Genomic DNA, 26,101 nt, shown 5'->3' on the forward strand with positions numbered 1-26,101 from the left:
TTATCTCTTCGATCAAAAGCCGGTTGCGTATTTAATATTAACGGGAATCATGGGTCGAACAACGCGCGCAGCGGGCCTCAAACCACCGAAAACGGCCGATGAGCGGCGTCGGAAAATTTCCCGTCTCGGGAGGTCGCTTCCGAGCCGCCAGTCTTCTCTCGGCCGGGGGTCTTTCCCCGGGACTTCGCTCTCGGGCCGACCGTCAGGGGGAGCCGCGTCCGCGGACGGAGCGCCGGCATTTCCGCCGGCGACGGAAGGATTAATGCGCGGTCGCGCCCGCGTTCGCACATGGACCACGAGCACGTCCGGGAGGTCGACCCGGCGGTCGCCGACGCGCTGGCGGGCGAGCGCGACAGACAGGAGCAGACGCTCGCGATGATCGCGAGCGAGAACCACGCCAGCGAGGCGGTGCTGGAGGCGCAGGGGAGCGTCCTCACCAACAAGTACGCCGAAGGCTATCCCGGGTCGCGCTACTACGCCGGCTGCGAGTACGCCGACGAGGTGGAGGAGCTGGCGATCGAGCGCGCGAGGGAGCTGTGGGGCGCCGACCACGTCAACGTCCAGCCCCACTCCGGCACGCAGGCGAACCAGGCGGTGTACTACTCCGTCCTCGAACCGGGCGACAAGATCCTCTCCCTCGACCTCAACCACGGCGGCCACCTCTCGCACGGCCACCCCGCGAACTTCACGGGGCAGCTGTACGACGTCGAGCAGTACGAGGTCGACCCCGAGACGGGGTACATCGACTACGAGGGGCTCCGCGACGCGGCCGAGTCGTTCGAGCCGGACATCATCGTCTCGGGCTACTCGGCGTACCCCCGCACCGTCGACTGGGAGGAGATCCAGGCGGCCGCCGACGCGGTCGACGCCTACCACCTCGCCGACATCGCGCACATCACCGGGCTCGTCGCCGCCGGCGTCCACCCCTCGCCCGTCGGCGTCGCCGACTTCGTCACGGGCTCGACCCACAAGACGATCCGCGCCGGCCGCGGCGGGATCGTGATGTGCGACGCGGAGTTCGCGGACGACGTCGACTCGGCCGTGTTCCCCGGCGGGCAGGGCGGCCCGCTGATGCACAACGTCGCCGGCAAGGCGGTCGGCTTCAAGGAGGCTCTCCAGCCCGAGTTCGAGGAGTACGCCCGGAACGTGGTCGACAACGCCGAGGTGCTCGCCGAGACGCTGCAGGAGCACGGCCTCTCTCTGGTCTCCGGCGGGACGGACAACCACCTCGTGCTGGCCGACCTGCGCGACTCGCATCCGGACCTCTCCGGCGGCGACGCGGAGGACGCCCTCGCGGCCGCGAACATCGTCCTCAACGGGAACACGGTCCCCGGCGAGACGCGCTCGCCGTTCGACCCCTCGGGGATCCGCGCGGGCACCGCCGGGCTGACGACGCGCGGCTTCGACGCCGACGCCATCGAGGAGGTCGGCGACCTGATCTACCGCGTCGTCGACAACGTCGACAGCGACGATGTCATCTACGAGGTCGGCGAGCGCGTCGTCGAGCTCTGCGAGGCGCACCCGCTGTACGAGTGACGACGTAGCGCCGGCCGGCCGCCCCGGTCGCCCTCGATCGCCGCCCCCGGTCACCCTCGATCATCGCCCGATCGCCGCTCTCCCGCGCCGACGAATCCATGCGTAAAAGTGGGGGCGGCTCGGAATGGGCGGTATGGACGCTCCGTCGTTTCTCGCCGCCCGCCTCGACCGCGGCGCCGCGCCGCTCGCCGTCGGGGACGTGATCGCGTTGATCCTCCTGTTGACCGTGGGGACGCTCAACCACCAGACGATTGAGTTCCTGACCGCGAACCCGCTGTACCTGCCGGGCGTCTACGCGCCCTTCCTGATCGCGTGGGCCCTGATCGCGCCGCTCGTCGGCGCGTACTCCGCGGGCGCGGCCGAGACCGGGAAGTCCTCGGTCCCGCTCGTCGTCCGGTCGTGGATCCCCGCCGCGGTCCTCGGGCTCGCGCTCCGCGCGTTCGTGTTCCGCGGCGGCGCCGAACTCACCTTCGCCGCCGTCATGCTCGTGACGGGGTCGCTCGCGCTCGGCGGCTGGCGGGCGCTCTACTTCCGACTCCGGTAGCGTTCTCGTCCGATTTCGGCGCTCGGCCGCCGTTTCTTCCCCCTTTTTGCGTTCTCGAACCGCGTCGGCGACAGCTCGGTCCGGTTCATAAGTTATGAGTCACATCTGCGTGTTCACGAACGAACCGCCTCCGAACCGCGGGAAAAATTTAATATGGATTTCTCCGTTAGTATTCGACGGGAGCATGACTGGATACTACGACTACGTCCTCGGGCTCATCCCGGTAGCGCTGATCGGTGTGACCGCCTCGCTCACGCTGGTCGGACTGTCGGTAACGTCGGCGCTCCCGTTCGGCGCCGTCGCCGCGGGGACGGTGATGGCTCACGCGATGTTCGTCCGAAATCCAGTCGCGCTCGACGCGCCCGCGGAGCGCTCCTTCGACGGCGACGCCGGCGAGCGCTCCGCGGTCGGCGGCTCGGCCGCGGGCGGCTCGACGGCGGGCGGTTCCTCCGCGGGCACCGCCGACTGACGGTCCTGTCGCTCCTCCCTTGCCGTTCCGGTCGCCGCCGCGACCGTTCGCCGCGTCCTGTATCGTTTAGTCCCCGCGCCCCGAGTGGGCGGGTATGACGGACGCCCTGTTCCTCACGAGTTCCGAGGTCGACGACCTCGCCGAGCCGGCCGACTACGTCGCCGCCGTGCGCGACGCCTACCGACAGGTCGGCGAGGGAGCGCCGGCGGAGCCGCGGACGAAGCTGTTCAACCGCGAGCCGCCGGGGATGTTCACGACCTACGCCGCCGTCCTCCCGGAGACGGGCGCGATGGGCGGGTACAGCTACTCCGCCGGCTTCGGCGCGGAGGACGCGTGGTTCATGACGCCGCTGTTCGACGCCGAGTCGGGCGAACCGCTCGCGCTGCTCGACGGCGCGTCGATGAATCCGTTTAAAACGGGTGCCGCGGGGGCGGTCGCGGTCGACGCGCTCGCCCGCGACGACGCGACCGAGCTCGCCGTGATCGGCAGCGGCGCGCAGGCGCGCGGGCAGGTCGCGACGACCGCGACGGTCCGCGAGTTCGAGACCGTTCGGGTGTTCTCGCCGACCCCGGAGAGCCGGGAGTCGTTCGCCGCCGACTTCGAGGAGCGCCTCGACGCCGACGTGGCCGCGGTCGCGAGCGCGAGCGACGCGCTGGCGGGCGCCGACGTCGTGATCACCGCGACGACCGCGAGCGACCCCGTGATCGACGACGCCGACGTGGAGCCGGGGACGCACGTCACCGCGATGGGACAGTACCACCCGGAGAAGAACGAGCTGCCGCCCGAGCTCGTCGCGCGGGCGACGTACGTCCCCGACCTCCGGGCGCGCGCGACGCAGGACGCCGGCTCGTACCTCGCCGCGGTCGAAACGGGCCTGATCGAGGAGGGCGAGGGGATCGCGGCAGATCTGGGCGAGGTCGTCGCAGGCGACCACCCCGGCCGGACGAGCGATGACGAGGTGACCGTCTTCGACTCTGGCGGGACCGGCGTCGAGACGGTCGCGGCCGCACACATGCTTTATAAGCGGGCGAGCGAGAGGGGGCGCGGACAGACGATCGACTTCGCGCCCGCGAGCGAGGCGCTGACCGGGGAGTAGTCACGAAAGCCGCGAGGTGGTAGCCGGAGGTTGAAGTGCCGCGCCCGCCTCCCGGCGCACATGCTGATCGGCATCGTCTCCGACACGCACGACGACCTCGCCGCCGTCGAGGCGGCTGTCTCGCTGTTCGAGCGCGAGGGCGTCGACGCGGTCGTCCACTGCGGCGACTTCGTCGCGCCCTTCTCGGTGACGCCGTTCGACGCAGACTTCGACTTTCACGCGGTCCGCGGGAACAACGACGGCGAGTGGGCGGTCGAGTCGACGGTCGAAGAGTTCGGCGCGTACCACGGCGAGGCCGCGGCGCTCTCGTTCGACGGAGCCGGGGGCGACTCGGTCGACGTCGCGGTCACCCACGGCACGAGCGACCTCGTCGTCGACGCGCTCGTCGACTGCGGCGACTACGACTACGTGTTCCACGGCCATACCCACGCGCACGGCGTCGAGGAGCGCGACGGGACTATTCGGGTGAACCCGGGCGGGCTTCCGATCCCGGTCGAGGGCGCGGACGACGCGTTCCGGGTCGCGACGCTGGAGACGGCGGAGTCAGGAGCGGACGCCGTGACGCACCACGTCCTCGATGAATAAGAGAAGCACGTGACGCAGAGCGGCTGTTTATAAGCCGACTCGGGACACGGTGTTGGATGTTTATAAGTGATCGTCGACTCTGCGGTGAAGGCCGCCAAAGCCCCAGCCGCTCGCTTATAAATGGCTGCCAGCAGATCGGCGGCGACCGCCTCCAAAGCCCCAGCCGCGAGGGCTCGGTGCGCTCGCTGCGCGCCTCGGTCGCTCGCGCTGCTCGCTCCCTGCGGTGCTTACATCGCGCGCCTTCGCCCTCGCGGCTGCCCCTTTGAGTCCCGCCCCGCACAGCACCGCAACCTCACCCCTCCCCAACCTCGCGGTTCGCTCCGGGCTCCCTTCGGTCGCCCGTCGCTCACCGCGTCCCTCGCGCGTGCGACTCGCACCCTGCGGGCGCTCGTCGGCACGCGCCACCGCATCATTTTTTATAAGCGATCGCGCCGCATCTAACTGGCATTTAAACTGCGATCCCACCCCGAGTTTTATCGCCGCTCGTTCGCTCTATTGGTTCATGAGACACGCACAGGGGCCGCTCCTCACGATCGACCTGACCGAGCGGACCGCGTCGACGGCACCGATCGACGACCGGCTCGCGTCGTTCGTCGGCGGCCGCGGGCTCAACACGTCGCTCGCGTACGACCGGATCCCGTTCGACGCCGACCCGCTCGGGCCGGAGAACCGCCTCTACCTCTCGACGGGGCCGATGCAGTACTCGACGACCTCCTACACCGGCCGGATGGCCGCCACGGGCCTCTCGCCGCTCACGAACGGTCTGCTGTCGTCGAACGCGGGCGGGTTCCTCTCGCGGAACTTCACCGGCGCGGGGTACGCCGCGGTCGAGATCGTCGGCGCGAGCGACGACCTCCTCGCGGTCCACGTCCGCGAAATCGGGCCGGACGGCGAGCCGGACGTGACGTTCGAGGAAGTTTCCGATCTGGCGGAGGCCGAGGTGTCGGCCGTGTCGGACCGGTTCGCGCAGAGCCACGGCCTGGAGCCGGAACACGTGGCCTGTATCGGCCCGGCGGGCGAGAACGCGGTCCGGTTCGCGTCGATCATGACCTCGGACACGCGGGCGTTCGGCCGCGGCGGGCTGGGGGCGGTCCTCGGGTCGAAGGGAGTGAAGGCGCTCACGTTCGACGGCGACGCCGAAGTCGACCTCGACCTCGACTGGCCCGACGAGGCGGGCGAGGTCCACCGCGAGGCGGCCACCTCCGACTCGATCATGAAGCGGCAGGGGACGACGAGCGTGACGGAGCTGGCGAACGAGGTGGACGCGCTTCCGTCGTACTACTTCGCGGAGACCTCCTTCGAGGGCGTCGAGGGCATCTCCGGCGACCGCGTGGAAGAAAAGAAGTACAAGAAGGGGACCTGCTCGCAGTGCGCGTTCGCCTGCAAGCTCCCCACGCGCGACGAGGAGACCGGCGTCGAGACCGAGGGGCCGGAGTTCGAGACGGTGATGGCGTTCGGCTCGAACGCCGGCGTCGACGACGTCGTCGACGTAATGGCCGCCAACGAGCTGTGCGACGAGCTGGGGATGGACACCATCTCCTGTGGCGACGTCGTCTCGATGTTCTTGGAGAGCGAAGACGAGTTCGGCAACGCGGAGCTCGTCCGCTCGCTCGTCGAGCGGATCGCCTACCGCGAGGGCGTCGGCGACAAGCTCGCGGAGGGGGTCCACCGCGCCAGCGGGGAGTTCGGCGCCGAGGACTGGACGGTGAAGGGATTGGCCTTCTCCGGCCACGACGGCCGCGCGCTCAACGGGCAGGGGCTCGCGTTCGCGACCGCGAACCGCGGCGCCGACCACATGTACGGGGAGTTCTACCCCTACGAGTACCCGCTCGTCGACCCCGACGACGCGCTCGACCCCCAGGGGCTCGACGGGAAGCCGCCGAAGCTCGTCGCGAAGGAGAACCGCAACGCGGTCCTCGACTCGGCCGTCGTCTGTAAGTTCTCGCGGGGCACCGTCACCGACGACCGGCTCGCGGCGCTGCTCGACGCCGACTACGACGCCCTCCAGACGCTGGGCGCCCGGATCGTCGAGCTGGAGCGCGCGTTCAACAACGCCCGCGGCTTCGACCGCGCGGACGACACCCTCCCGTACGCCGACGCCATCGAGGGGTTCGACGACGCCCTCTCGGAGTACTACGCGATCCGCGGCTGGAACGACGACGGCACCGTCCCGGGCCACGGCGACGGGCTCGACCCGGCGAGCGCGGCGCCGGCCGACGACTGAGGCGGTCTCACTCGGGTCGGTCGCCGGGCTCGACGTCGACGCCGCGGAACTCGAACCGGGCGCCGCCCGTTTCGCTCTCAGCGAGCTCGACCGTCCACCCGTGCGCCTCCGCGACCTCGGCGACGATCTTCAGCCCGAAGCCGGTCCCGTCCGGGTCCGACGTCACGCCCGCCTCGAACGCCTCCTCGCGGTCACCGGGGTCGATCCCGGGGCCGTCGTCGGCGACGTAGAAGCCGTCGCCGTCGGGGAGCGCGCCGACCGTGACGGCGACGTCGGGGCCCGCGTGGGTGACCGCGTTGACGAAGAGGTTCTCCAGCGCCTGCCGGAGGCGGCTACGGTCGGCGGCGACGACGGCGCCCGTCTCGACCGTCAGCGTCGCCGACTCGGTGTCGGCGGTCTCCCAGCACTCCGCGACGAGGTCGGCCAGCGGGACGGGCTCGGTCTCGTCGATGCCGGCGCCCTGTCGGGCCAGCGCGAGCAGGTCCTCGATCAGCGCGTCCATCCGGTCCAGCGAGCGCTCGACCGCGCCCAGCTCCTCGACGTCGATCGACTCGTCGGCGAGCCGGTCCGTGACGATCTCGAGGTTCCCGGCGGCGACGTTGAGCGGGCTCCGCAGGTCGTGGGAGACGAGGCTGGCGAACTCCTCCAACCGGTCGCGCTCGCGGGCGACCTCCGCTTCGCGCCGGCGGAGCTGTCGCTCCCGCTCGATGCGGACCAGCACCATCGTCACCGTCGCCGCCCAGATGCGCGCGACCGCGAGGTCCGAGTCGTCGAACGCGTCGGGAACGGTCGCGCCGACGTTCAACACCCCGTACCGACCGAGCGGGACCACGAGCTCGCTGCGGATCGTCGCGTCGTCGTCGTAGCGGTCGGGGTCGTCGCCGACGTCCGCCACGTAGGTCGGCTCGCCGCTCTCGAAGGCCTCCCAGGTGATGCTCGGCTCGTCGGCCGCGAACGTCGGATGATCGCCGACGACGGCGTCCGCGGTGTCGGTCCAGACGATCGGTTCGAGGGCGTCCGACTCCTCGTCGTACAGCCAGATCGCGGCGATCGGGTGGCCGAGCACGTCGTCGACGTACGACACCGCCGCCTCGGCGGCCGCCTCCCTGTCGGTCGTCTTCAGCAGCTCCCTGGTCGCCTCGTGGAGGGATTCGAGCGTCTCCGTGCGGCGCTGGAGCGCCAGCCGCCGCGTCCGCTCGTTCGAGACGTCGATCGCGGTGACGACCGCGTACGGGTCGCCGTCTATCTCGAACGGGCCGACGCTGACCCGAACCGGGACGAGGACGCCGTCGCCGCGGCGCACGGCCAGCTCGAACCCGTCGGCGAGCGACCGCGCCTCGCCGGCGCGCGTCGTCTCGATCAGCGCCGTCACGCCGTGACGGGAGCCCGCCGCTTCCGCCTCGCTCCGCTCGTCGCTCCGGGAGGCTCCGCCTCCGGTGTCGTCGCCGTCGGTATCGGTTCCGAATGGCGGCGTCGACCCGCCGCCGCCCCAGTCCAACTCGGTCGGGTCCTGGAACACGTCGTCGATCGATCGCCCGGCGAGGTCCGTCGGATCGAGGCCGAACACCGCCTCGACGCTCGGTGTGCCCGCGCGGACGACGCCGTCGCCGTCGACGACGAGCGTGGGGTCCGGGGTCGCGTCGATCGCCTCTGGGAAGCGGTCCATGGTCACTCCTCGGTCGGCTCGTGGACGTGCCCGCACTCGGGGCAGCGCACCTCCTCTCCCCGGAGGTCGGCCGAGGAGGCGCGCACCTCGCGCATCACCTCGCTGATCTTGTCTTCGGCCTCCAGCTCGTCGGCGACGGCGAGGTCGACCCCCTCCACTTCGAGGAGGAACTTCGCGACCTCCGTCACCTCGTACATCATCTCGTCTAAGTCCTCGGCGGTGAAGAAGCCGGACATCGCGCCGTAGAGGAACGTCGCGCCGGCCTTCGTCACCTTCTCCTCGAAGGAGTAGCGCGCCTGGTTGACCGCCTGCGGCGTGTACGTGTCGGTCATGAAGGGGACCAGCTCCGGGAGGTTCTCGCCGATCTTCGTCATCTCGACGCCCGTCTCAGTGCGGAAGTCGGCGCAGAGCCGCGCGATCGCCCACTCGCGGGCCGTGATGTACGTCCGGTCGCGGAGGAACTCGTTGACGCGCTCGTAGCGCGCGCCGTCCATCTTTGTGAACCGCTCGTACTTCTGGACGTCCCGCGGCACGTCGTCGGACTCGTCGCCGGTCGCGTCCTCGGTGTCGGGTTCCTCACCGGTCGCGGTCGGATCCTGTTCGCCGTCCGTTCCGCCTTCGTCGTCGGCCGCGTCCGGCTCCGCTTCCGGCGTCTCGTCGTCCGATCCGTCGTTCGATTCGTCGCCCGCTCGGGAGTCGGGCTCCCCGTCGCCGCCTCCAGAGGGGGACCGGTCCTCGGGCGGGGACCGGTCCGCGGCGGAGTCGCCGGTCTCGCCGGCCGAGTCGGCCGCCGAACCGGTGTGATCGCTCATACCTCTGAAACTCCACGGGCGGGCAAAAGCCTTGTCGGTGGTCGCCCGCCGGAGATCCACTTTTGTACCGGCGCGTGGAGGGATGGGGCATGAAGGTGCTCTGCGGGATCGGCGGCAGCGACGACTCGTTCCGCGCGCTCGACCGGACGGTGGAGCGCGCGGCGATCGCGAACGACGACCTGACGATCGCCGTGGTGGACAACGAGGACTCGTCGGTCGCCCCAGACGAGGTGATGGAACGCGCCCGGGAGGCGACAGACGAGGCCGAGATCGACGCCGAGGTGCGACGCGTCGAGGGCGACCCCGGAAGCCGACTGGTCGAGATCGCCGAGACCGAGGGGTTCGAGGAGATCGTCTTGGGCGGCGGCCACACCAGTCCGATGGGGAAGATCACCATCGGCTCGATCGCGGAGTTCGTCCTGCTGAACGCGAAGACGTCGGTCACGCTGGTCAGATGAGCGACCGAGGCTACCCGGACGCGGTGGCGGACGAGTTCCCGCCGCCGCCGACCGCGTTCACCGACCGCGAGGACCGCGAGATCGAGGTCCGGCCGTACGAGGGCGAGGAGGCGGTCCGCGAGGCGCTCGTCGAGATGTACGACGCCTTCGACCCGGCCGACCGCGCACAGGGGATCCCCCCGGGCGGCGAGGAGCGCATCCGCGAGTGGCTCGACGCCATCCTCGGCGACGACTGCTACAACGTGATCGCCTGGTGCGGCGACGAGGCCGCCGGCCACGCGACGCTCGTCCCCGACGGCGACGCCTACGAGCTGGCGATCTTCGTCCACCAGGAGTACCAGCGCGCCGGGATCGGCACGCACCTCATCCGCGGGCTGCTCGGGCACGGACAGGCGAACGGCGTCGAGAAGGTGTGGCTCACCGTCGAGCGGTGGAACCGCGCCGCGGTCTCGCTGTACAAGAAGATCGGCTTCGAGACCTCCGACGCCGAGAGCTTCGAGCTGGAGATGGGGCTGCGGCTCCGCGCGGACGACGGAGACGAGGACGGCGAGGACTGAGGGACCTCGCTCGCCGGAATCTTCAAGCCTTTAGGGGCGGCCCGCGACCGCTCCGGTATGAGCCATCGAATTCTGCTGTTGGGGGCGCCCGGCGCCGGGAAGGGGACGCAGAGCGCGAAGCTGGCCGACGAGTACGGCGTCGAGCACGTCACGACCGGCGACGCGCTCCGCGCGAACAAGGAGATGGAGACGGAGTACGGGACGCCGAAGTCGTTCATGGACGCGGGCGAGCTCGTTCCCGACCCGGTCGTCAACGAGATCGTGAAGGCCGCGCTCGACGACGCCGACGGGTTCGTCCTCGACGGCTACCCGCGCAACATCGAGCAGGCGGAGTACCTCTCGGAGATAACCGACCTCGACGCCGTCATCCTCCTCGACGTCGACGAGGAGGTCCTCGTCGACCGACTCACCGGCCGCCGCGTCTGCGACGACTGCGGCGCGAACTACCACGTCGACTTCCAGCCCCCGGAGGAGCCGGGCGTCTGCGACGAGTGCGGCGGCGAGCTGATCCAGCGCGAGGACGACACCGAGGAGACCGCGCGCGAGCGCCTGGAGGTCTTCTACGAGAACACCGAGCCCGTGGTCGACCACTTCCGCGACGAGGGCGTGCTCGTCGAGGTCGACGGCGAGGCCCCTCCGGACGAGGTCTTCGCCCGGATCCGCGACGTCGTCGAGAGCTAACTCGCGTCGCCGAAAACTGATCCGCGTCGTCGTCGGAGGTCGACTCGCGTCGTCGAGGGACGCCGATCCGAGCGGCGATCCTACAAGGTTCTTAACCGTCGACCGCTAATCGGCCGCTAATGAGCAAAGTCGAACGGCGAGTCCGCTCGCTGGTCCGCGATGACGGCGAGATGCGGGACGCCATTCAAGTCGTCCTCGACAACGCCAGCGGCGGCGAGGTCCGTTGGGTCGACGTTCGCGACGAAATCTCGAGCGGGCAGTGGGGCCGGCTCATCGAGAAGGAGATCCTCGTCGACGGCGAGGAGGGGTTCGCGCTGGCCGACCGCGAGGGGATCGAGGCCGGCATGGAGGACGACGACGACTCGGGCGGCGGCGACGTGGAGACGCCGGAGACGACCACCTGGTCGAAGTGGGACAAGCTCGCCGGGGTGGCGACGGTCGGCGCGTTCGTCGGCTACGCGGTCGGCCCGGTCCGGAACGCCATCGCCGGCGCCATCGACGTCGTCCTCGGCCCGCTCCTGAACGTGGTCCCCTTCTACGTCGTGATCATGGTCATCGCGCTCGGGACGGGGCTGTACTCGACGCTGCTGCGCGCCGGGCTCATGGACATGGAGAAGATGGGCGCGTACCAGGACCGGATGAAAGACATCCAAGAGCGTCGGAAGGAGGCCGAGAAGCGCGACGACGACGAGGCCCTCGACGAGATCCAAGAAGAGCAGATGGAGGCGATGGGCGACCAGCTCGGCATGTTCAAAGAGCAGTTCCGCCCGATGGTGTGGATCATGTTCCTCACCATCCCCGCGTTCCTCTGGATGTTCTGGGTGATCGGCTACCGCGGCTCGGACGCCGCGTATCCGGCCGTCGCCGCGCAGGAGCTCGTCGTGCCGCTGGCGGGGACCGTCACTTGGGACACCGGGATCGTCGGCCCGATCCAGATGTGGATCCTCTGGTACTTCCTCTGCTCGATGGCGTTCACGCAGCTGGTCCAGAAGAGCCTCAACATCGAGATGTCGCCGTCCTCCTCGTAGGCGACGCGCTCGATTCCCGCTGTTTCCTCCCGGCGCCTACTCGTCGGCTTCGCCCGCGTTGTCGCCGTCGCTCTCCTCGGTCGCAACCTCCTCGGCCGCGACCTCCTCGGCGACCGCCTCGAACGCCGCGAGGATGACGCGCTTACACGCCTGTCCCTCGGTGCTCCAGTGGTGGGCGTAATCGAGCATGTCGTCGTAGATGTCGGGCTTGCAGCCCGCCGCCTGCGGGTGGCCGCCGCCGTTCACCTTCCCGGCGACCTCGTGGGCGTGCCGGAAGTCGTCCGAGCCGCGGATGGAGGCGGACCCCGCGGGCTTGACGATCACGGCGGCGTCGGCGCCCGCCTCGCGCAGCCGCTCCGCGACCTCGTTCTGCGAGCAGCGGCCGTAGGTGACCGCGACGCGCCAGTCGCCGACCTCGTGGGTGACCGCGCGGTCGACCGCGAGGTCGATTCTGGCTTCCTTCTCGACGCGGCGGTCCTCGACGAACGACCGCACCGTCTCGGGGAGGTCGACGCCGTACGCGCCGATCACGGCCGCGTACTCCTCGGCGCCGGCCCAGTAGGAGTAGTCGGCGAGGTCGTCGGAGCGCGGGTCCTCCTTGATCCAGAGGTCGTGGTCGCGCGTGACTTCGGCGAGTTCGGCCCAGCGGTCGTCGAACGCGACGTCGAGCGACCGGAGCGTCACGTCGGCGGTGCACTCCTCGTCGGAGTCGCCGACGACGAGGTCGACGCCGGCCTCGCGCACCGCCGCGGCGGTCTCGTCGTCCCACTGGTGGTGGTCGAACCAGCGGATCGCGTCGGTCGACTCCGCGAGCGATTCCAGCGGCTCCGCGATCGGCTCGTAGTCGTCGGGACAGAGGTCGCAAATGAACAGGTCGACGCCGTCGTCGGCGTACGCCTCGACGCGTTCGAGCGCGGTGTCGATCGAGTACGGGCCCGCCGAGAGCAGCCCGACCGGGGACTCGGCGTGGACGTCGGCGAGGGGGTCGTCGTCGGACTCCTCGCCGTCATCGTCGTTGCCGTCGGACTCCTCGTCGTCGTCCGCCAACCGCGCCGCGATGGCGTCTTCGAAGGGCTCGACGTCGAGCGCGGCGTCGTACGCCTCGCGGATCATCGCCGCGCAGGCGAGGCCGTCGGCGTCGCCGTCGGCGATCACGACCGCCTCGCTGCCCTCGATCGCCTCCCGCGCCCGGCGCTCCGCGCGTTCGTCGTCCAGCGAGTCGGGGTAGAAGAACCCCTTCCCCGGAAGTTTCGTGTACCGCGAGCGGGGGGCCTCGCCCGTCTCGATGAGGTCGTCGTCCATACCGTTGAGGCGGGCGGCAGCCGGAAAACTCCGCCGCTCTCGGGGCGGTCGCGGGGCGTCAGCGTCGCGTTCGGCGGCCGCCGACCTCCGCGACCGCTCAGATCGTCGTCCGCCGCGGGTCCTCGTCGGTCAGCTGTCGCACCGTCAGCACCGGCACCGGGCAGGTCCGGACGACGCGCTCGGCGACGGAGCCGATGAGGAAGCGGTTCTCGCCGTGGCGGCCCCGCGTGCCCATCGCGACGAGGTCGGCGTCGACCGACCGGGCGTACGTGTCGATCTCCGAGGCCGGGCGCCCCTCGCGCACCTCGATGGTGACGTCGAGGTCGCCGTCGCGGTCGTGCGCCGCGTCGGAGACGCGGTCGAGCGCGTCCCGTCCCTGGTCGTCGAGCGCGTCGCGGAGGTCGTCGCGGACCCTGTCCGGCGACGACTCCACCTCGCCGGCGTCGACGACGTACACCGCGTGGACCTCGGCGTCGAACCGCGCCGCCACGTCGACCGCGACCGAGACGGCCCGCCGGACGCTGTCGGAGCCGTCGGTCGCGACCACGATGGTGTCGAACATGGCCGACCGTTCGCCGCAGCGATACCTAAAACCCGGCGGTCGGGTGAGGGGAGACGGTGCGAAGCGGCGTGAATTCGATGACGATTCTATTTATAAATGACCGGGCGTGGCGGTGGCGCGTGCCGACGAGCGCCCAGCGGGCGCGAGTCGCACGCGCGAGGGAGTCGGCCGACCGGAGGGAGGCCGACGAGGCTGGGGAGGTGTGAGGCTGCGGTGCTGTGCGGGGCGGGACTCAAAGGGGCAGTCGGCGAGGCGGGCGCAGGCGTTCACGAGAGCAGAGCTCTCGTGAGCCAATCAGAACGCAGAGCGTTCTGATGACGACGTAAGCACTGGAAGGAGCGAGCAACGCGAGCGACTGAAGCGCGCAACGAGCGTGCGCCCGCCTCGCCGGCTGGGGCTTTGGCTGTGTCCGCTGCGGCGGCAGCGATTTATAAGCGAGCAGTTGGTGATTTGGCGGTGTCCACCGTTGATCCATAGTCGACTATTTATAAACGAGCGGCTGAGGCTTTGGAGGCGTTTGCCGCCGATCCATAATCGACTATTTATAAGTGAGCGGATGGGGCTTTGGCGGCGTTCGCCGCAGACCCGCCGTATTTATAAAAGACTGCGCGCGTCCAGTCGCGCTACGCCAAGAACACGTGTCGCGGTCGGTCGGCGAGCACGTCGCGGCCCCACTGGACTGTCTCGGAGAACTCGTCGGAGCGGAAGAAGGCCATCGCGTCCTCCTTCGCGTTCCACTGGCTGGCGATGAACATGTCGTTCTCGTCTTCGACGTTCACCATCAGGTCGGTCTCGACGTGGCCGTCCATCTCCCCCAGCAGCTCGCCGACGTCGTCGAACGTCTCGACGAACTCCGACTGGTAGTCGGGCTTGACCGTGTAGAACATCCCCATCGTGCCGAAGCCGGACTCCTCGCCGGCGCGCGCGACGATGTCGGGCAGCTCGGAGAGGAAGCCGGCCGCGGTCTCCGCCGCCGACGCGGTGTCCCAGATGGAGACGACCGCGGCGCGGTCGGTGTGGCGGCCCTCGTACACCGCGGTCTTGACGTGGGTGCCGTAGTGGTCGAAGTTGCCGCGCAGCCCCTCGACCTCGTCGAACAACTCGTCGACGTCGGCCTCGCTGTACAGCACGGTGGCGTACACGTCCTCGCCGTGGGGCTTCCCGGCGTAGATGTCGAGGTCGGCGAGCTCGCCGCGGATGTCCTCGTCGGAACTCCCGTCCCCCCCGCCGCCGTGGCCGCCCTCGCCGCCGTGGCCGTCGCCCTCGCCGTGGGGGTGGTCGCCCTCGCCGCCGCCCCCGTCCTCGCCGTGGGGGTGGTCGCCGTGGGCGGAGCCGCCGCCCGCGCCCGAGCGGTCGTGGCCCTCACCGCGACCGTGGCCGTCGTCGCCGTGCCCGCCTTCGCCGTGATGGCCCCCCTTGCCGTGATGGCCCCCCTCGCCGTGATGGCTCCCCTCGTCGCCGTGCCCGCCTTCGCCGTGGGGGTGGCCGGCGCTGTCGTCCTCCGGAACGCGCCCGGTCGGGACCGACTCGCCGGCGAGGAAGGCGTCGAGGTCGCTCGGCGGGAACCGGCGGCCGACGTAGAAGTCGCCGAACTCGCCGTACCGCGAGGAGGCGGGGTCGAACCGCATCTCGTAGACGATGTCCTTGATGTCGGTCGGGTCGGCGCCGAACAGCGTGACGCCCCACTCGTGGTCGTCGAAGCCGACGGAGGAGGCGATCACCTGCTTGATCTTGCCCGCGTACTCCTTGCCGACCTCGCCGTGGCCCGCCATCAGCTCGGCGCGCTCCTCGAACTCCAGGTCGTACCAGTTGTGCTCCTCGCCGCGGCGCTTGCTCATCGGGTAGAAGCTGACGTACTCCTCGTCCGGGATGTCGGGCTTCAGCTTCCCCTCGATGTAGCGGCGGAGCCCCTCGTCGACGGCGTCGGCGCCCTCCTCGAAGTAGTCGTCCGAGACGTACCCGGACACCTCGGTGACGGAGACGTAGGAGGTCTCCCGTTCGGTGAACTTCGCGAGCGCGGTGTCCTCGAAGCGGCGCTCGATCGAAGACAGGTCGTCGAGCGACGGCCGGAAGTGTAAGAAGAGGAGGTCGGCCTTGTGCCCGAGCACGGAGAACAGCGCCGACTCGCCGTCGTCGGCGTCGGCGACCAGTTCGCGGTGTTTCAGGAAGGCCTCGCCCTCCTCGATCGCTCGCTGCCGCTCGGACTCGGGCGCCTCGCGCCAGGCGTCCCAGTCGATCGAGCGGAAGTCGTGCAGCGAGAACCACCCTTCGGCGGTCTGTGGAGCCTCGACCATACGCCGGGTTCGGGCCGCGCGACTTAGGGGTTTGCGGGTCGTCCCGCGCACCGGAAACGGAACCACGGTCGCGGGTCCCGCGCACCGGAAACGGAACCACGGTCGCGGGTCCCGCGCACCGGAAACGGAACCACGGTCGCGGGTCCCGCGCGCCGCTCACATAGCGTTTTGTACACGCCTCGTGTTGCGGGCGGTATGCCCGCTGAGACGGCACCCTCCGACGACGCGACCGCGTCACCCGACGACGAGTCGATCGCGGTTCAAACGATCGGCCTGACGAAACGCTACGGCGACGACGTCCTCGCGGTCGACGACCTCGATCTGACCGTGTACGCCGGCGAGATATTCGGGTTCCTCGGGCCGAACGGCGCCGGGAAGTCGACGACGATCGACGTGATCATGGACTACGTCCGCCCGTCAGCCGGGAGCGCGACCGTCCTCGGGCACGACGCGCAGGCCGAGACGCGCGCGGTCCACGAGCGGGTCGGCATCCTCCCGGACGGGTACGGGCTCTACGACCGGCTGACCGGGCGAAAGAACCTGGAGTACGCGATCGCGTTGAAGGACGCCGACGACGATGTCGACGACCTACTCGACCGCGTCGGCCTCGACCGCGCGGCCGCCGACCGCGCGGTCGGCGGCTACTCGAAGGGGATGACCCAGCGGCTGGCGCTCGCGATCGCGCTCGTCGGCGACCCCGACGTGCTGATCCTCGACGAGCCGTCGTCGGGGCTCGACCCGAACGGCGTCCGCCTCGTCCGCGAGATCGCCCGCGACCACGCCGACCGGGGGAAGACGGTGTTCTTCTCCAGCCACATCCTCAGTCAGGTCGAGGCCGTCTGCGACCGCGTCGCGATCCTCGACCGCGGGCGGCTCGTCGCCGTCGACACCATCGCGGGGCTCCGCGACGCGCTGGACACCGGCTCGACGGTAACACTCACGGTCGACGCCGTCCCGGACCGGCTGACGCTCGGCGAACTCGCCGGCGTCGACGACGTCGCGGTCGACGACCGGACGATCCGGGTGCGCGTCGGCGAGGCCGCCGCGAAGGTCGGCGTCATCGATCGGGTGCGCGAGGACGGGGCCGCGGTCCTCGACGTGGCGATCGCGGAATCGTCGCTGGAGGACCTTTTCAGCGCCTATACCGGCGGGTCGACGCCGGATCGAAGCGGTTCCGACGTCGACCCCGCGGAGGCGGAGCGATGACCCGGCGCGTCCGGCTGACGATCGCTCGCAAGGAGTTCGGGGACGCCCTCCGGTCGCGAGTGGTCTGGGGGATCGTCGCGGTCGTCGCCGCGATGTCCTCCCTGTCGGCGGCGCTCCCGCTGTTCGTCCCCGAGGCGGACGTGGGCGCCGGCCCCGAGGCGGCGATCGGCGGCGCGTCGCAGTTCGCCGGGCTACTCGTCCCGATCATGGCGCTGATCGCCGCCTACCTCTCTGTCGCCGGCGAGCGCGAGTCGGGGAGCCTGAAGGTGTTGCTCGGGCTCCCGCCGTCGCGCGGCGAGGTGATCGCCGGGAAGTTCTTCGGCCGGGGCGGCGCGGTTGCCGCCGGGATCGCCGCGGGGTTCGCGATCTCGGGCGCGGTCACGGCGGTCCTCTACGGCGGCCTCCCGGTCGCCGCGTTCCTCGCGACGACGGCGCTGACGGTGCTGCTCGCGGTCTCGTTCCTCGGTATCGCCGTCGGGATATCGGCCGTCACGGCGACGCGGGCCCGGGCGATGACGCTCGCGATCACGGCGTACCTCGGCTTGACGCTCCTCTGGGACCTCGCCCCGAACGGCGTCCACCTGCTGGTCACCGGGCGACTCCCCGGAGCCGACGTGCCCGCCTGGTTCCTGCTCGTCCGGGGGCTCAGCCCGACCGGGGCATACAACGCGCTCGTCCAGCGGACGCTGCTCGGCGACGCCGGCGTGGCGGCGGCGACCGGCGGCCCCGCGCCGGCGTTCCTCAGCCCCGTCGTGTTCCTCGCGGTCATGGTCGCGTGGGCCGCGGTTCCGCTCGCTGTCGGGTACCTCGGCTTCCGGCGCGCCGACCTGAGCTGACCCGGTCCGTCGTCGCTCTCGGCCGCGGTCGCTCTCTACCATCGCCGTTTTCGGCCCTCATCGTGGCCGTTCGGCCGGAGTCGCCGTGACCGAAACCCTTTCGACGCGACCACGAAAGATGTGGACGATGCGGAAAAGCGGCCCGCCGAAAGGACTGATCTCGTATCTCGTGCTGGAGCTGCTCGACGAGCGTCCCCGGTACGGGTACGAGCTGCTCGGCGAGATCACGGAGATCAGCGGCGGCCACTGGGAGCCCTCCTACGGCTCCGTCTACCCGATCCTCTACAAGTTCGAGGAGGAGGGCGTCGCCGAGCGCGTCGAGCGCGACGACGAGCCCGACCGTAAGTACTTCGCGCTCACCGACACGGGCCGCGAGGAACTGGCGGAGAAGCGCCGCGAGATCGGCGGCGAGGCGAAGGAGTTCGGCGACGTCGTCCTCGGCTTCTATCACCTGTACGCCGCGCTCGCCACCGACGACCGCTTCGAGGTGGACGACGCGGACGCCGACTGGGGGTACTCGGAGCGGTACAGCGCGTGGATCGTCGAGCAGATGATCCGGCACCACGAGCGCGACTTCGGCGAGTTCGAGCGGATCGACGCCTCCCCGGAGGAGTTCTACGCGGCGGCGGACGGCTCTGACGCCGCCGACGCGGAGGAGTCGGAGGGGGCGTCCGGCGTCGAGGAGTCCTCCTCCGGCGCGGCCGACGACTGACGCCGGACGAGCCGCCCGCGGCGGAACGAGTCCCTCACCGGTGGAGCAGCCGCCACAGGAGCCCGCCGGGAAGCCCGGCGCGCACGAGCCGGTCGTACAGCCGGTCGGGGAGGACGCGCGCGAGGCGGGGCAGCCACCGCGCCCGGCGACTCACCCGGTAGCGCGTCCGCGGTCGGTCCGCGGTCGTCGCGGTCACCACGCGTTCGACGACCGTCTCGACGTCTGTGGCGGCCGGGGAGTACCCCTCGAACGCGCGGTAGGTGTCGGCGTAGGGGCCCGCGCCGCTCGCGTCCTCGTCGCCCTCTCTCGCGCCGCTCGCCTCCTCGCCGCCCGCACTCACGACCGCCGCCGCGGCCCGCTCGTTGAACCCGGTCGGGACCGGCCCGGGTTCGACCAGCGCGACGTCGATCCCGCGGGGCGCGACCTCGCGCCGCAAGGCGTCGACGTAGCCGTCCAGCCCGGCCTTCGCGGCGCTGTACGCCCCGTGGTACGGCAGCGCCACCGACCCGACCATCGACCCGACGACGACGATCCGCCCGCCGCGCTCGCGCAGCGACGGGAGCGCCGCGGAGACGGTCGCGTGGACCGCGGTCAGATTCGTCTCCAGCTGTCGCCGGAACGACGCGGCCGAGGTGTCCTCGACCGCCGCGATCTCGTAGCCGCCGACGCAGGAGACGACGGCGTCGAGGGGACGGTCCGCCAGCAGGTCGCGGACGGCGTCCTCGTCGCGGAGGTCGACCACGGCGGTCTCGACCGCGTCGGGCAGGGCGGCGAGCCCGTCCGCGTCGCGGTCGGCGCCGAGGACGTCGTGGCCGGCGGCCGCGAGCGAACGAGCGACGCCCCCGCCGATCCCGCCCGCCGCCCCCGTCACGAGAACGTACATGCCGGAAGTTCGCGGCGCGGCCAGTAGACGGTGGCGGTTCTCGGCGTCCGCGGGCGCGGACCGGAGTCCCGGCCCGGATCGGCGTCCCGGTCGGAGCGCGGCGCCGACCCCGCCCGCGACGCCCGAAGGCATATATCCGCCACGGGCGATTGTCGGCGTAATGTCCACCGACGAGCCGTCCGTCCCGATCGTGTGCGACGAGTGCGAGACGGAGACCCGCGTGCCGCTCGACGACCTCGCGGACGCGCTCGAGAAACACAACGCCCAGAAACACGACGGCGAGTCCGTCGCCGAGGTCGACCCGGCGATCAAAGACCGCCTCGCCGACCTCGTCGCCGAGGATCTCGGGCTGTTCGACGAGGACGCGACCGAGCGGCCGTGAGACCGCACGCCCGATTCGGGTGACCGGGTCGCCCGCTGACCGACTCCCGCACACGCGCCGCGCGACCGAGAACGACGACGCGCGATGCGGCGGAATACACCAGCAACAATTGCGTTGTTCGATGACGTGCTTTGCTCCGAAATACCCCTTAAAATCAGTGTTCAGTCCCGAGAGGCTCCGAATTCCGGATTCATCGATGTCACCGGAACGCGCTTCCGTTGCTGGTGACGCGAGGGTGTTGCCCGCGGAGCCGCTTCCGTGTGTATGTACGAATCTACGCGGACAGCGTCGCGGCGGTCGTTCCTCGCGGCAGCGGGCGGAACCGCGACGGTCGGCCTCGCCGGCTGTCTCGGCGGCGGCAGTGGCGGCGGACTCGACGAGCTGACGGTCGCGCACATGCCGATCTACCCGGACCTCCAGTGGTACGTGATGGAGGGCGAGGGGTACTTCTCGGAGATCGACGCCGAGGTCACCGGGCAGGAGTTCAGCAACGGCCCGGACATCGTTCAGGCGCTCGGCGGGGGTGACATCGATATCGCGATGTTCGGGATCGTCCCCGCGATGATCGCGATCGACCGCGGCATCGCCGCGCAGGTGACCGCCGCGAACATCCAGGAGCCGATGGGCATCATGGCGGAGGAGTCGTTCCACGAGACGTTCGAGGCCGAGGGCGGCGACGCGTTCGCGACGTGGGAGGAAGAGCGGGGGGAGCCGTTCACCTTCGGCACGTTCCCGCAGGGGAGCGTCCCCGACGTCCTCCTGCGCTACTGGCTCCGCGACGTCGGCGTCGACCCCGCCGAGAACGACGCGGTGGAGATCCTCGAGATCAGCGGCGCGAGTTCGGTCTGGCAGGCGATCGCCAACGACGAGATCGACGGCACCTCCATCATGGAGCCGGTGCCGACCATCGCGCAGGCCGAGGGCTCCTCGGTGACGATGCTCCGGACCGCCGCGGAGGTCCTTCCCGGCCAGCCCGCCGCGGTCACCCTGATGAGCGACGCGGTGCGCGACTCTCCGCTCGCGGCGCAGTTCCTCGAAGGGCACGTCCGCGCGACCGAGTTCATCGGCGAGAACCCGGACGCGACCGCCGCGCACGTCAACGAGGGGATCGGGATGCCGACCGACCGCGCGCGGGACGCGCTCGACTCCCCGCTGTCGAACTTCATCACCGACCCCAACAAGATCACGGACGCGACGCAGGTGTTCTCGGAGTTCGCGGCCGGTAACGGCCAGATCGACGAGCAGCTGTCGAACGACGCGATCTTCGATCTGGAGGTGTACGACTCCCTCTGATGGCGACCGAAACCGCATCGCCGGTCGCGGAGGGCGACGCGTCCGCGGGCGTCGGGCTCGGCGACGGCCGCCGGCTGCTCCGCGGGGCCGTCGGGGTCGCGGCGTTCCTCGTCGTCTGGCACGCCGTCTCGCTGACGCAGGACCCGTTCGTCCTTCCCTCTCCCGTCGCGGTCGCCGGGGCGTTCGCGAGCGAACTCGCCTCGGGCGACATGACGGCGGCGCTGTACCAGAGCGTCCAGCACTGGGTCCCGGGCACGCTCGCCGGGACCGGCCTCGGCGTGGCCGCGGGCGTCGCGTTCGGCTGGAGCCGCCTGCTCGACGACCTGACCGCGCCGCTCGTCCGGACGCTGCGCCCGGTGCCGCCGCTCGCGCTCATCGGGTTCGCCATCGCGTGGTTCGGGATCAACGACTGGGGCGCCGCGTTCATTATCGCGGTCGGCGCGTTCTGGATCAACTTCTACGCGGCGTACGGCGCCGTCGAGGGCGTGAGCGAGGATCTCCTCGACGTGGGCCGGACGCTGGGGGTCCGGAGCGACCTCGACGCGGTCCGGTCGATCGTGCTGCCGGCGTCGATGCCGGGGATCCTGACCGGGATCCGGACGGGACTGGGACGGTGTTGGATGCTCGTCGTCGCCTCGGAGATCTTCGGCGTCCCCGGGGTCGGCCGCGAGATCATCCGCGCCAGCAACAACCTCCGCGTCGACCGGGCGATCGCGTACATCCTCGTGTTGAGCCTGATGTACCTGCTCGTCGACGTGGCGTTCCGCGCGGTCGAACGGAGGGCGTTAGCGTGGCGGGCGTGAACGGCGACGACGTGAGCGAGTCAGCGGGATCGTCCGCGGCCGGCGAGTCGCCTCTTGCCCCCGAGGCGGCGAGCGTCGCCCTCGACGGGGTCGGGAAGACGTACCCCGGTGACGGGGACGGCGGCGCGGTGCGCGCGCTCGACGACGTCTCCTTCTCGGTCGCGGACGGGGAGTTCGTCTGTCTCGTCGGCCCGTCTGGCTGCGGGAAGACGACGCTGTTCCGGATCGTGGCCGGGCTCACCGAGGCGACCGACGGTCGCGTCCTGCTCGACGGCACCGAGGTCACGGGCCCGACGACGGACATGGGCGTGGTGTTCCAGGAGTACCACCTGTTCCCGTGGCTGACGGTCGCGGAGAACGTCGGATTCGGCCTCGAACGGAGCGGCCGCTCGCCGGCCGAGCGCGAGGCGCGGGTCGACGAGATGCTCGATTTGGTCGGCCTGACGGAGTTCCGCGACGCCTACCCGAAGTCGCTGTCCGGCGGGATGAAACAGCGCGTCGCCATCGCCCGGTCGCTCGCCGTCGACCCGAGCCTCCTGCTAATGGACGAGCCGTTCGGCGCGGTCGACGCCCAGACCCGCGAGATGCTCCAGCGGGAGCTGCTCGACGTGTGGGCCTCGACAGGGAAGACGGTCCTCTTCGTCACGCACGACGTCGCGGAGGCGGTGACGCTCGCGGACCGGATCGTCGTGATGGCCGCCGACCCGGGACGCGTCCGCGAGATCGTCGACGTCGACGCCGAGCGCCCGCGCGAGCGCGGCGACGCCGCGTTCGCGGAGTACGTCGGCCGCGTGCGAGAGCTGATCGGGGCCGGGCCGTAGCGGATCCGACGGCGCTCTCCCGCGGCCGCTCCGGCTACGATTCCCCGTCGTCTCCGCTCTCCTCGACGCTCGCGGACAGCTCGTCGACGTGGGTGCGCAGCGTCGCCAGCGTCGCGTCCGCGTCGGCGTACCCCTCGTCGTAGTCGTCGAGCGCGGCCGCGGCTCGGTCGAGGAAGCGTTCTACCGCCTCGTCGGTCGACTCGTCGGTCATGCGAAACCGTCCGCCCGCGAGCGGTTTATGTCCCCCGGCCGCGCGGTCGAACGCCGGCGGTATGTGCCCGGCTACTGTCGGCGCCGGAGCGCGTACGTCGTGTAGCCGACCGCGACGACGAGCGCGACGGAGAGAAGGGTGCCGAAGACGGCGGGCGACGCGGTGACGTAGTCGCCGAACGGGTCGGTCAGCGCGAACACGCCCACGATGAGCGCGAGCGAGATGGCGATGCCGACCGCGCCGAACGCCTTGAACGCCGCGTCGAGGTCGAAGCGTTGCGATCCCCGTTGATGGCTCATACCCCGTAGTACGCGCTCCATTTATAAATCGGCCCAGTGGAATTCCCAGCTTCGGAGAACGGCGACCCCGGCCGTCACTCCGGGTAGCCCTCGACGATTTCGACGCCGGAGGAGGCGCCGATCCGGACCGCGCCCGCGTCGAGCATCTCTATCGCCTCCTCGTAGGAGCCGACGCCGCCGGAGGCCTTCACCGGGAGGTACTCGCTCATCAGCTCCACGTCGGCGACCGTCGCGCCGCCGTCGGCGAAGCCCGTCGAGGTCTTCACCATGTCGGCGTCGGCGGCGACCGCGGCCTCGCAGGCGCGGCGCTTCTCGGCGTCGTCGAGCAGCGCGGTCTCGATGATAACCTTCACCGGGACGGGGACGGCCGCGACGACGTCGGCGAGCTCGTCGGCGACGGCGCCGTCGTCGCCCGCCTTCAGCCGGCCGACGTTGATCACGAGGTCGATCTCGTCGGCGCCCGCCTCCCACGCCGCGACCGCCTCGTCGCGCTTGACCCCGGGGGCGTGCTGGCCGTGCGGGAACCCGACCACGGTGGCGATCGCCTCGGGGTCGCGTTCGTACGCGACCGCCTCGGCGACGTAACACGGCGGGATGCAGGCGTTCATCCCGCGGGCGGCGGCCTCGTCGAGAACGGTCCGCACGTCGGCCGGGGTCGTCTCGGGACCGAGGACGGTGTGGTCGATGCTGGCGGCGAACTCCTCGCGGTTCATGCCTCCTCCGTGGCGGCGGGCGGTAAAAGGCGTGCGGGGTCGACGCGCGCGGCTCGGTACGGATCGGCGGCGAAAAAACGGGGGCGTTCGAGCGAAAACGAGGGCGTTCGAGCGAAAACGGCGGAAGGGAGGGAGCGACCGGCGCGGTGCCGGTCGGTCGGGGCGGGCGGGCCGAGGTCAGCCCTCGATCTCGATCTCCGTGCCGGAGACGGCGCCCTCGACGGTCACGGGGAGCCGGACCGTCAGGATGCCGTTCCGGTACTCGGCCTCGATGCCGTCCTCGTCGATCGCCTTCGGGAAACGGAACCGCCGGTGGTACGTCCGGCGGGTCCCGCGGCGCTCGTCCTCGTGTTCGCCGGCGACGTTGAGCACGCCGTCGTTCCACGAGGCGGTGATCTCCGCGGGGTCGAACCCAGGGAGCTCGACCGAGAGGACGAACTCGCCGTCCTCCTCGTACAGTTCGTAGTCGTTGCTACCGGATTCGAACAGTCGGCTCGGGAAGTCGGTTCCCTGCGTCCACGTGTTCGCCGGTTCGAGCATGGGAATTGCTGACCACCTCGAACTCAGTCACAACTATGGTTGCGATTCTATAAAAATATCACGAATTATGTGGGTTTGTCACAATTTATGCCCCGGCCCGTCTCCGATTCGAACACGCGCTTCGGGGCGCCGCGCCGACGGATCCTGCCTCCGCCCCGGACGAGAGCGGGCGAACGGACGTTGGAGAATTCTCCAACGTTCTCGCGATCGCCTCGCATTTATTGCATTCGCGTGCCACCGCAACGCATGGATCGCGACACCGCCGCGCCCGCCGTCGCCGACCTCCCCGGCGAGCGCGCTCGCGAGTGGGTCGACTACCACCACGAGTCGGCCGCGCCGAGCACCTACGTCTACGAGTTCGTCTGGGACCGCACCGCGCCCGCCGAGGGGCCGTTCTGTACCGACGTCGACGGCAACGTCCTCATGGACTTCACCAGCCACGTCGCCGCCGCGCCGCTCGGGTACAACAACCCCCTGATAATGGACCGTCTCGAAGAGTTCGATCTGGTCGACCCCCTGAAGATCGCCGGCCAGGACTTCTACGCCGCGGGCGGCCCCTCGCCCGGGGACGGGATCCCCGGCGCCTCGGGGCTCATGGACCGCCTGACGGACCTGACGAGCCACTACGAGATGGACACCGTCTTCCTCTCGAACTCCGGGGCGGAGGCGGTCGAGAACGCCATCAAGATCGCCTACGACGCCTCTGACGGCGCGAAGTACGCGATCACCTTCGACGGGGCGTTCCACGGCCGGACGCTGGGCGCGCTCTCGCTCAACCGCTCGAAGTCCGTGTACCGCCGTGACTTCCCCGAGATCAGCGGCGTGACCGAGGTCCCGTTCTGCGACGACCGCACCTGTTCGCCCGAGACCTGCTCGTGCGGCTTCTTCGCGGACGGCGTCTCGCGGCTCCGGAGGAAGCTCGACCCGGAGCGCGGGAACGTCCACCCGGACGACGTGGCCTACCTCATCATGGAACCGATCCAGGGTGAGGGGGGCTACCGGTTCCCCTCCGAGGCGTTCACCGACGAGATCGCGGCGCTCGCCGAGGAACACGATATCACGGTGATCGCCGACGAGATCCAGACCGGCGTCGGCCGCACCGGCGAGATGTGGGGCTCGGACCACTACGCGTACGACCCCGACGTGATCGCGAGCGGGAAGGGGCTCCGCGTGGGCGCGACCGTCTCGCGGAGCGACGTGTTCCCCGAGGAGACCGGCCGCCTCTCCTCGACCTGGGGCGCCGGCGACCTGATCGCCTCCGCGCAGGGCGCGCTCACGCTGGACGCGATCGAGGAGGCGGACCTCACCGACAACGCCGTCGTCCGCGGCCGACAGTTCAAGGAGACGATGCGCGACGCCGCCCTCGACCCCGTCGAGGACGTCCGCGGGAAGGGGCTGCTGCTCGCCGTCGAGTTCGACACGAAGGAGCGCCGGGACGCGGTCGTCGACGAGGCGTTCTCGCGCGGTCTCCTCACGCTCGCGTGCGGTCACAAGGTCCTCCGGGTCCTCCCGCCGCTCGACGTCACCGAACGCGAGATCGACCTCGGCTGCAACCTCCTCGCGGACGCGATCGCGGCCGCGGCGTAAG

The 26,101-nt window shown here is 70.5% G+C and carries 28 protein-coding genes; 18 read left to right on the plus strand and 10 right to left on the minus strand.

Annotated features, from left to right (window positions below; translation table 11 throughout):
• Positions 1 to 288 precede the first annotated feature (288 nt).
• The 6 genes from glyA (at position 289) to CPZ01_RS10410 (ending at position 6,454) form a co-directional block, all read left to right on the plus strand.
• Positions 289 to 1,536 carry a serine hydroxymethyltransferase gene (glyA, locus tag CPZ01_RS10385; RefSeq protein ID WP_096394787.1) on the plus strand — a complete coding sequence of 416 codons (1,248 nt, stop codon included), beginning with the start codon at positions 289 to 291 and terminating at the stop codon, positions 1,534 to 1,536.
• 133 nt (positions 1,537 to 1,669) lie between these two features.
• On the plus strand, positions 1,670 to 2,080 hold the full coding sequence (locus tag CPZ01_RS10390; protein WP_096394789.1) for a DUF3054 domain-containing protein: 411 nt from the start codon (positions 1,670 to 1,672) through the stop codon (positions 2,078 to 2,080).
• Between the two features lie 184 nt (positions 2,081 to 2,264).
• On the plus strand, positions 2,265 to 2,549 hold the full coding sequence (locus tag CPZ01_RS10395) for a hypothetical protein (RefSeq protein WP_096394791.1): 285 nt from the start codon (positions 2,265 to 2,267) through the stop codon (positions 2,547 to 2,549).
• Positions 2,550 to 2,643: 94 nt separating this feature from the next.
• Positions 2,644 to 3,645, plus strand: a complete 1,002-nt coding sequence (locus tag CPZ01_RS10400; protein ID WP_096394793.1) for an ornithine cyclodeaminase family protein — start codon at positions 2,644 to 2,646, stop codon at positions 3,643 to 3,645.
• Positions 3,646 to 3,705: 60 nt separating this feature from the next.
• On the plus strand, positions 3,706 to 4,230 hold the full coding sequence (locus CPZ01_RS10405; protein ID WP_096394795.1) for a metallophosphoesterase: 525 nt from the start codon (positions 3,706 to 3,708) through the stop codon (positions 4,228 to 4,230).
• Positions 4,231 to 4,732: 502 nt separating this feature from the next.
• Positions 4,733 to 6,454 carry an aldehyde ferredoxin oxidoreductase family protein gene (locus CPZ01_RS10410; protein ID WP_096394797.1) on the plus strand — a complete coding sequence of 574 codons (1,722 nt, stop codon included), beginning with the start codon at positions 4,733 to 4,735 and terminating at the stop codon, positions 6,452 to 6,454.
• Between the two features lie 7 nt (positions 6,455 to 6,461).
• Here CPZ01_RS10410 and CPZ01_RS10415 read toward each other — a convergent pair whose 3' ends face one another.
• Complete coding sequence (locus CPZ01_RS10415; RefSeq protein ID WP_096394799.1) at positions 6,462 to 8,126, minus strand: ATP-binding protein; 1,665 nt, start codon at positions 8,124 to 8,126, stop codon at positions 6,462 to 6,464.
• The gene (locus CPZ01_RS10420) at positions 8,123 to 8,932 is read right to left on the minus strand and encodes a DUF5806 family protein (protein WP_096394801.1); all 810 of its coding nucleotides are present in this window, start codon (positions 8,930 to 8,932) and stop codon (positions 8,123 to 8,125) included. The genes CPZ01_RS10415 and CPZ01_RS10420 overlap by 4 nt, the downstream gene beginning before the upstream one ends.
• An 89-nt stretch (positions 8,933 to 9,021) precedes the next feature.
• Between CPZ01_RS10420 and CPZ01_RS10425 the strand changes: the two genes are divergently transcribed.
• The 4 genes from CPZ01_RS10425 (at position 9,022) to CPZ01_RS10440 (ending at position 11,656) form a co-directional block, all read left to right on the plus strand.
• A complete protein-coding gene (locus tag CPZ01_RS10425; RefSeq protein ID WP_096394803.1) occupies positions 9,022 to 9,390 on the plus strand; it encodes a universal stress protein in 369 nt (122 codons plus the stop codon).
• Entirely contained in the window at positions 9,387 to 9,947 is a 561-nt protein-coding gene (locus CPZ01_RS10430; protein ID WP_096394805.1) for a GNAT family N-acetyltransferase, read from the plus strand. Before CPZ01_RS10425 ends, CPZ01_RS10430 begins: the two co-directional genes overlap by 4 nt.
• A gap of 57 nt (positions 9,948 to 10,004) precedes the next feature.
• Positions 10,005 to 10,628, plus strand: a complete 624-nt coding sequence (locus CPZ01_RS10435; RefSeq protein ID WP_096394807.1) for an adenylate kinase — start codon at positions 10,005 to 10,007, stop codon at positions 10,626 to 10,628.
• 119 nt (positions 10,629 to 10,747) lie between these two features.
• On the plus strand, positions 10,748 to 11,656 hold the full coding sequence (locus CPZ01_RS10440; protein ID WP_096394809.1) for a DUF106 domain-containing protein: 909 nt from the start codon (positions 10,748 to 10,750) through the stop codon (positions 11,654 to 11,656).
• Between the two features lie 36 nt (positions 11,657 to 11,692).
• On the opposite strand, the gene CPZ01_RS10445 is transcribed toward CPZ01_RS10440, so the two are convergent.
• The 3 genes from CPZ01_RS10445 to CPZ01_RS10455 form a co-directional block, all read right to left on the minus strand.
• Positions 11,693 to 12,958: a DHH family phosphoesterase gene (locus CPZ01_RS10445; protein WP_096394811.1), complete on the minus strand. Its 1,266-nt coding sequence runs from the start codon at positions 12,956 to 12,958 to the stop codon at positions 11,693 to 11,695.
• 97 nt (positions 12,959 to 13,055) lie between these two features.
• Positions 13,056 to 13,520: a universal stress protein gene (locus CPZ01_RS10450; protein WP_096394813.1), complete on the minus strand. Its 465-nt coding sequence runs from the start codon at positions 13,518 to 13,520 to the stop codon at positions 13,056 to 13,058.
• Positions 13,521 to 14,143: 623 nt separating this feature from the next.
• Positions 14,144 to 15,814, minus strand: a complete 1,671-nt coding sequence (locus CPZ01_RS10455) for a heme-binding protein (protein ID WP_096394815.1) — start codon at positions 15,812 to 15,814, stop codon at positions 14,144 to 14,146.
• 195 nt (positions 15,815 to 16,009) lie between these two features.
• On the opposite strand from CPZ01_RS10455, the gene CPZ01_RS10460 reads away from it, so the two are divergent.
• The 3 genes from CPZ01_RS10460 (at position 16,010) to CPZ01_RS10470 (ending at position 18,568) form a co-directional block, all read left to right on the plus strand.
• Positions 16,010 to 17,020, plus strand: a complete 1,011-nt coding sequence (locus CPZ01_RS10460) for an ABC transporter ATP-binding protein (RefSeq protein WP_096394817.1) — start codon at positions 16,010 to 16,012, stop codon at positions 17,018 to 17,020.
• Positions 17,017 to 17,856, plus strand: coding sequence for an ABC transporter permease subunit (locus CPZ01_RS10465; RefSeq protein WP_096394819.1), 840 nt, complete (start codon positions 17,017 to 17,019; stop codon positions 17,854 to 17,856). The genes CPZ01_RS10460 and CPZ01_RS10465 overlap by 4 nt, the downstream gene beginning before the upstream one ends.
• A gap of 127 nt (positions 17,857 to 17,983) precedes the next feature.
• The gene (locus CPZ01_RS10470; protein WP_096394821.1) at positions 17,984 to 18,568 is read left to right on the plus strand and encodes a PadR family transcriptional regulator; all 585 of its coding nucleotides are present in this window, start codon (positions 17,984 to 17,986) and stop codon (positions 18,566 to 18,568) included.
• A 34-nt stretch (positions 18,569 to 18,602) separates the two neighbouring features.
• On the opposite strand, the gene CPZ01_RS10475 is transcribed toward CPZ01_RS10470, so the two are convergent.
• On the minus strand, positions 18,603 to 19,451 hold the full coding sequence (locus CPZ01_RS10475; RefSeq protein WP_172863955.1) for an SDR family NAD(P)-dependent oxidoreductase: 849 nt from the start codon (positions 19,449 to 19,451) through the stop codon (positions 18,603 to 18,605).
• A gap of 160 nt (positions 19,452 to 19,611) precedes the next feature.
• On the opposite strand from CPZ01_RS10475, the gene CPZ01_RS10480 reads away from it, so the two are divergent.
• The 4 genes from CPZ01_RS10480 to CPZ01_RS10495 all read left to right on the plus strand — a co-directional run bounded on the left by CPZ01_RS10480 (position 19,612) and on the right by CPZ01_RS10495 (position 22,750).
• A complete protein-coding gene (locus tag CPZ01_RS10480; protein WP_017344002.1) occupies positions 19,612 to 19,833 on the plus strand; it encodes a hypothetical protein in 222 nt (73 codons plus the stop codon).
• A 264-nt stretch (positions 19,834 to 20,097) separates the two neighbouring features.
• Positions 20,098 to 21,126: an ABC transporter substrate-binding protein gene (locus CPZ01_RS10485; RefSeq protein ID WP_096394823.1), complete on the plus strand. Its 1,029-nt coding sequence runs from the start codon at positions 20,098 to 20,100 to the stop codon at positions 21,124 to 21,126.
• Entirely contained in the window at positions 21,126 to 21,929 is an 804-nt protein-coding gene (locus tag CPZ01_RS10490) for an ABC transporter permease (RefSeq protein ID WP_096394825.1), read from the plus strand. Before CPZ01_RS10485 ends, CPZ01_RS10490 begins: the two co-directional genes overlap by 1 nt.
• Positions 21,917 to 22,750, plus strand: coding sequence for an ABC transporter ATP-binding protein (locus tag CPZ01_RS10495; protein ID WP_096394827.1), 834 nt, complete (start codon positions 21,917 to 21,919; stop codon positions 22,748 to 22,750). Before CPZ01_RS10490 ends, CPZ01_RS10495 begins: the two co-directional genes overlap by 13 nt.
• Before the next feature lie 34 nt (positions 22,751 to 22,784).
• Here the strand turns inward: CPZ01_RS10495 and CPZ01_RS15470 are convergent, their stop codons facing one another.
• The 4 genes from CPZ01_RS15470 to CPZ01_RS10510 form a co-directional block, all read right to left on the minus strand.
• The gene (locus tag CPZ01_RS15470) at positions 22,785 to 22,961 is read right to left on the minus strand and encodes a hypothetical protein (RefSeq protein ID WP_172863956.1); all 177 of its coding nucleotides are present in this window, start codon (positions 22,959 to 22,961) and stop codon (positions 22,785 to 22,787) included.
• A gap of 71 nt (positions 22,962 to 23,032) precedes the next feature.
• Positions 23,033 to 23,260, minus strand: a complete 228-nt coding sequence (locus CPZ01_RS10500) for a hypothetical protein (protein ID WP_096394829.1) — start codon at positions 23,258 to 23,260, stop codon at positions 23,033 to 23,035.
• A 74-nt stretch (positions 23,261 to 23,334) separates the two neighbouring features.
• On the minus strand, positions 23,335 to 23,973 hold the full coding sequence (gene deoC / locus CPZ01_RS10505; protein WP_096394831.1) for a deoxyribose-phosphate aldolase: 639 nt from the start codon (positions 23,971 to 23,973) through the stop codon (positions 23,335 to 23,337).
• A gap of 177 nt (positions 23,974 to 24,150) precedes the next feature.
• Positions 24,151 to 24,513, minus strand: coding sequence for an Hsp20/alpha crystallin family protein (locus CPZ01_RS10510; RefSeq protein ID WP_096394833.1), 363 nt, complete (start codon positions 24,511 to 24,513; stop codon positions 24,151 to 24,153).
• A gap of 246 nt (positions 24,514 to 24,759) precedes the next feature.
• Between CPZ01_RS10510 and CPZ01_RS10515 the strand changes: the two genes are divergently transcribed.
• Positions 24,760 to 26,100: a class-III pyridoxal-phosphate-dependent aminotransferase gene (locus CPZ01_RS10515; RefSeq protein ID WP_096394835.1), complete on the plus strand. Its 1,341-nt coding sequence runs from the start codon at positions 24,760 to 24,762 to the stop codon at positions 26,098 to 26,100.
• The last annotated feature ends 1 nt before the right edge of the window (position 26,101 follow it).

The organism is Halorubrum trapanicum (genome assembly GCF_002355655.1).
Taxonomy (GTDB): domain Archaea; phylum Halobacteriota; class Halobacteria; order Halobacteriales; family Haloferacaceae; genus Halorubrum; species Halorubrum trapanicum_A.

Excerpts from the sequence above, each read along its gene's own strand:
- CPZ01_RS10430 (WP_096394805.1), top strand. The coding sequence starts at position 9,387 with ATGAGCGACCGAGGCTACCCGGACGCGGTGGCGGACGAGTTCCCGCCG.
- CPZ01_RS10490 (WP_096394825.1), top strand. The coding sequence starts at position 21,126 with ATGGCGACCGAAACCGCATCGCCGGTCGCGGAGGGCGACGCGTCCGCG.
- CPZ01_RS10420 (WP_096394801.1), bottom strand. The coding sequence starts at position 8,932 with ATGAGCGATCACACCGGTTCGGCGGCCGACTCGGCCGGCGAGACCGGC.
- CPZ01_RS10425 (WP_096394803.1), top strand. The coding sequence starts at position 9,022 with ATGAAGGTGCTCTGCGGGATCGGCGGCAGCGACGACTCGTTCCGCGCG.
- CPZ01_RS10510 (WP_096394833.1), bottom strand. The coding sequence starts at position 24,513 with ATGCTCGAACCGGCGAACACGTGGACGCAGGGAACCGACTTCCCGAGC.
- CPZ01_RS10400 (WP_096394793.1), top strand. The coding sequence starts at position 2,644 with ATGACGGACGCCCTGTTCCTCACGAGTTCCGAGGTCGACGACCTCGCC.
- CPZ01_RS10445 (WP_096394811.1), bottom strand. The coding sequence starts at position 12,958 with ATGGACGACGACCTCATCGAGACGGGCGAGGCCCCCCGCTCGCGGTAC.
- CPZ01_RS10455 (WP_096394815.1), bottom strand. The coding sequence starts at position 15,814 with ATGGTCGAGGCTCCACAGACCGCCGAAGGGTGGTTCTCGCTGCACGAC.
- CPZ01_RS10390 (WP_096394789.1), top strand. The coding sequence starts at position 1,670 with ATGGACGCTCCGTCGTTTCTCGCCGCCCGCCTCGACCGCGGCGCCGCG.
- CPZ01_RS10435 (WP_096394807.1), top strand. The coding sequence starts at position 10,005 with ATGAGCCATCGAATTCTGCTGTTGGGGGCGCCCGGCGCCGGGAAGGGG.
- CPZ01_RS10450 (WP_096394813.1), bottom strand. The coding sequence starts at position 13,520 with ATGTTCGACACCATCGTGGTCGCGACCGACGGCTCCGACAGCGTCCGG.
- deoC (WP_096394831.1), bottom strand. The coding sequence starts at position 23,973 with ATGAACCGCGAGGAGTTCGCCGCCAGCATCGACCACACCGTCCTCGGT.
- CPZ01_RS10480 (WP_017344002.1), top strand. The coding sequence starts at position 19,612 with ATGTCCACCGACGAGCCGTCCGTCCCGATCGTGTGCGACGAGTGCGAG.
- CPZ01_RS10515 (WP_096394835.1), top strand. The coding sequence starts at position 24,760 with ATGGATCGCGACACCGCCGCGCCCGCCGTCGCCGACCTCCCCGGCGAG.
- CPZ01_RS10440 (WP_096394809.1), top strand. The coding sequence starts at position 10,748 with ATGAGCAAAGTCGAACGGCGAGTCCGCTCGCTGGTCCGCGATGACGGC.
- CPZ01_RS10395 (WP_096394791.1), top strand. The coding sequence starts at position 2,265 with ATGACTGGATACTACGACTACGTCCTCGGGCTCATCCCGGTAGCGCTG.
- CPZ01_RS10475 (WP_172863955.1), bottom strand. The coding sequence starts at position 19,451 with ATGTACGTTCTCGTGACGGGGGCGGCGGGCGGGATCGGCGGGGGCGTC.
- CPZ01_RS10500 (WP_096394829.1), bottom strand. The coding sequence starts at position 23,260 with ATGAGCCATCAACGGGGATCGCAACGCTTCGACCTCGACGCGGCGTTC.
- CPZ01_RS10465 (WP_096394819.1), top strand. The coding sequence starts at position 17,017 with ATGACCCGGCGCGTCCGGCTGACGATCGCTCGCAAGGAGTTCGGGGAC.
- CPZ01_RS10405 (WP_096394795.1), top strand. The coding sequence starts at position 3,706 with ATGCTGATCGGCATCGTCTCCGACACGCACGACGACCTCGCCGCCGTC.
- CPZ01_RS10410 (WP_096394797.1), top strand. The coding sequence starts at position 4,733 with ATGAGACACGCACAGGGGCCGCTCCTCACGATCGACCTGACCGAGCGG.
- CPZ01_RS10470 (WP_096394821.1), top strand. The coding sequence starts at position 17,984 with ATGCGGAAAAGCGGCCCGCCGAAAGGACTGATCTCGTATCTCGTGCTG.
- CPZ01_RS10485 (WP_096394823.1), top strand. The coding sequence starts at position 20,098 with ATGTACGAATCTACGCGGACAGCGTCGCGGCGGTCGTTCCTCGCGGCA.
- glyA (WP_096394787.1), top strand. The coding sequence starts at position 289 with ATGGACCACGAGCACGTCCGGGAGGTCGACCCGGCGGTCGCCGACGCG.
- CPZ01_RS10460 (WP_096394817.1), top strand. The coding sequence starts at position 16,010 with ATGCCCGCTGAGACGGCACCCTCCGACGACGCGACCGCGTCACCCGAC.
- CPZ01_RS15470 (WP_172863956.1), bottom strand. The coding sequence starts at position 22,961 with ATGACCGACGAGTCGACCGACGAGGCGGTAGAACGCTTCCTCGACCGA.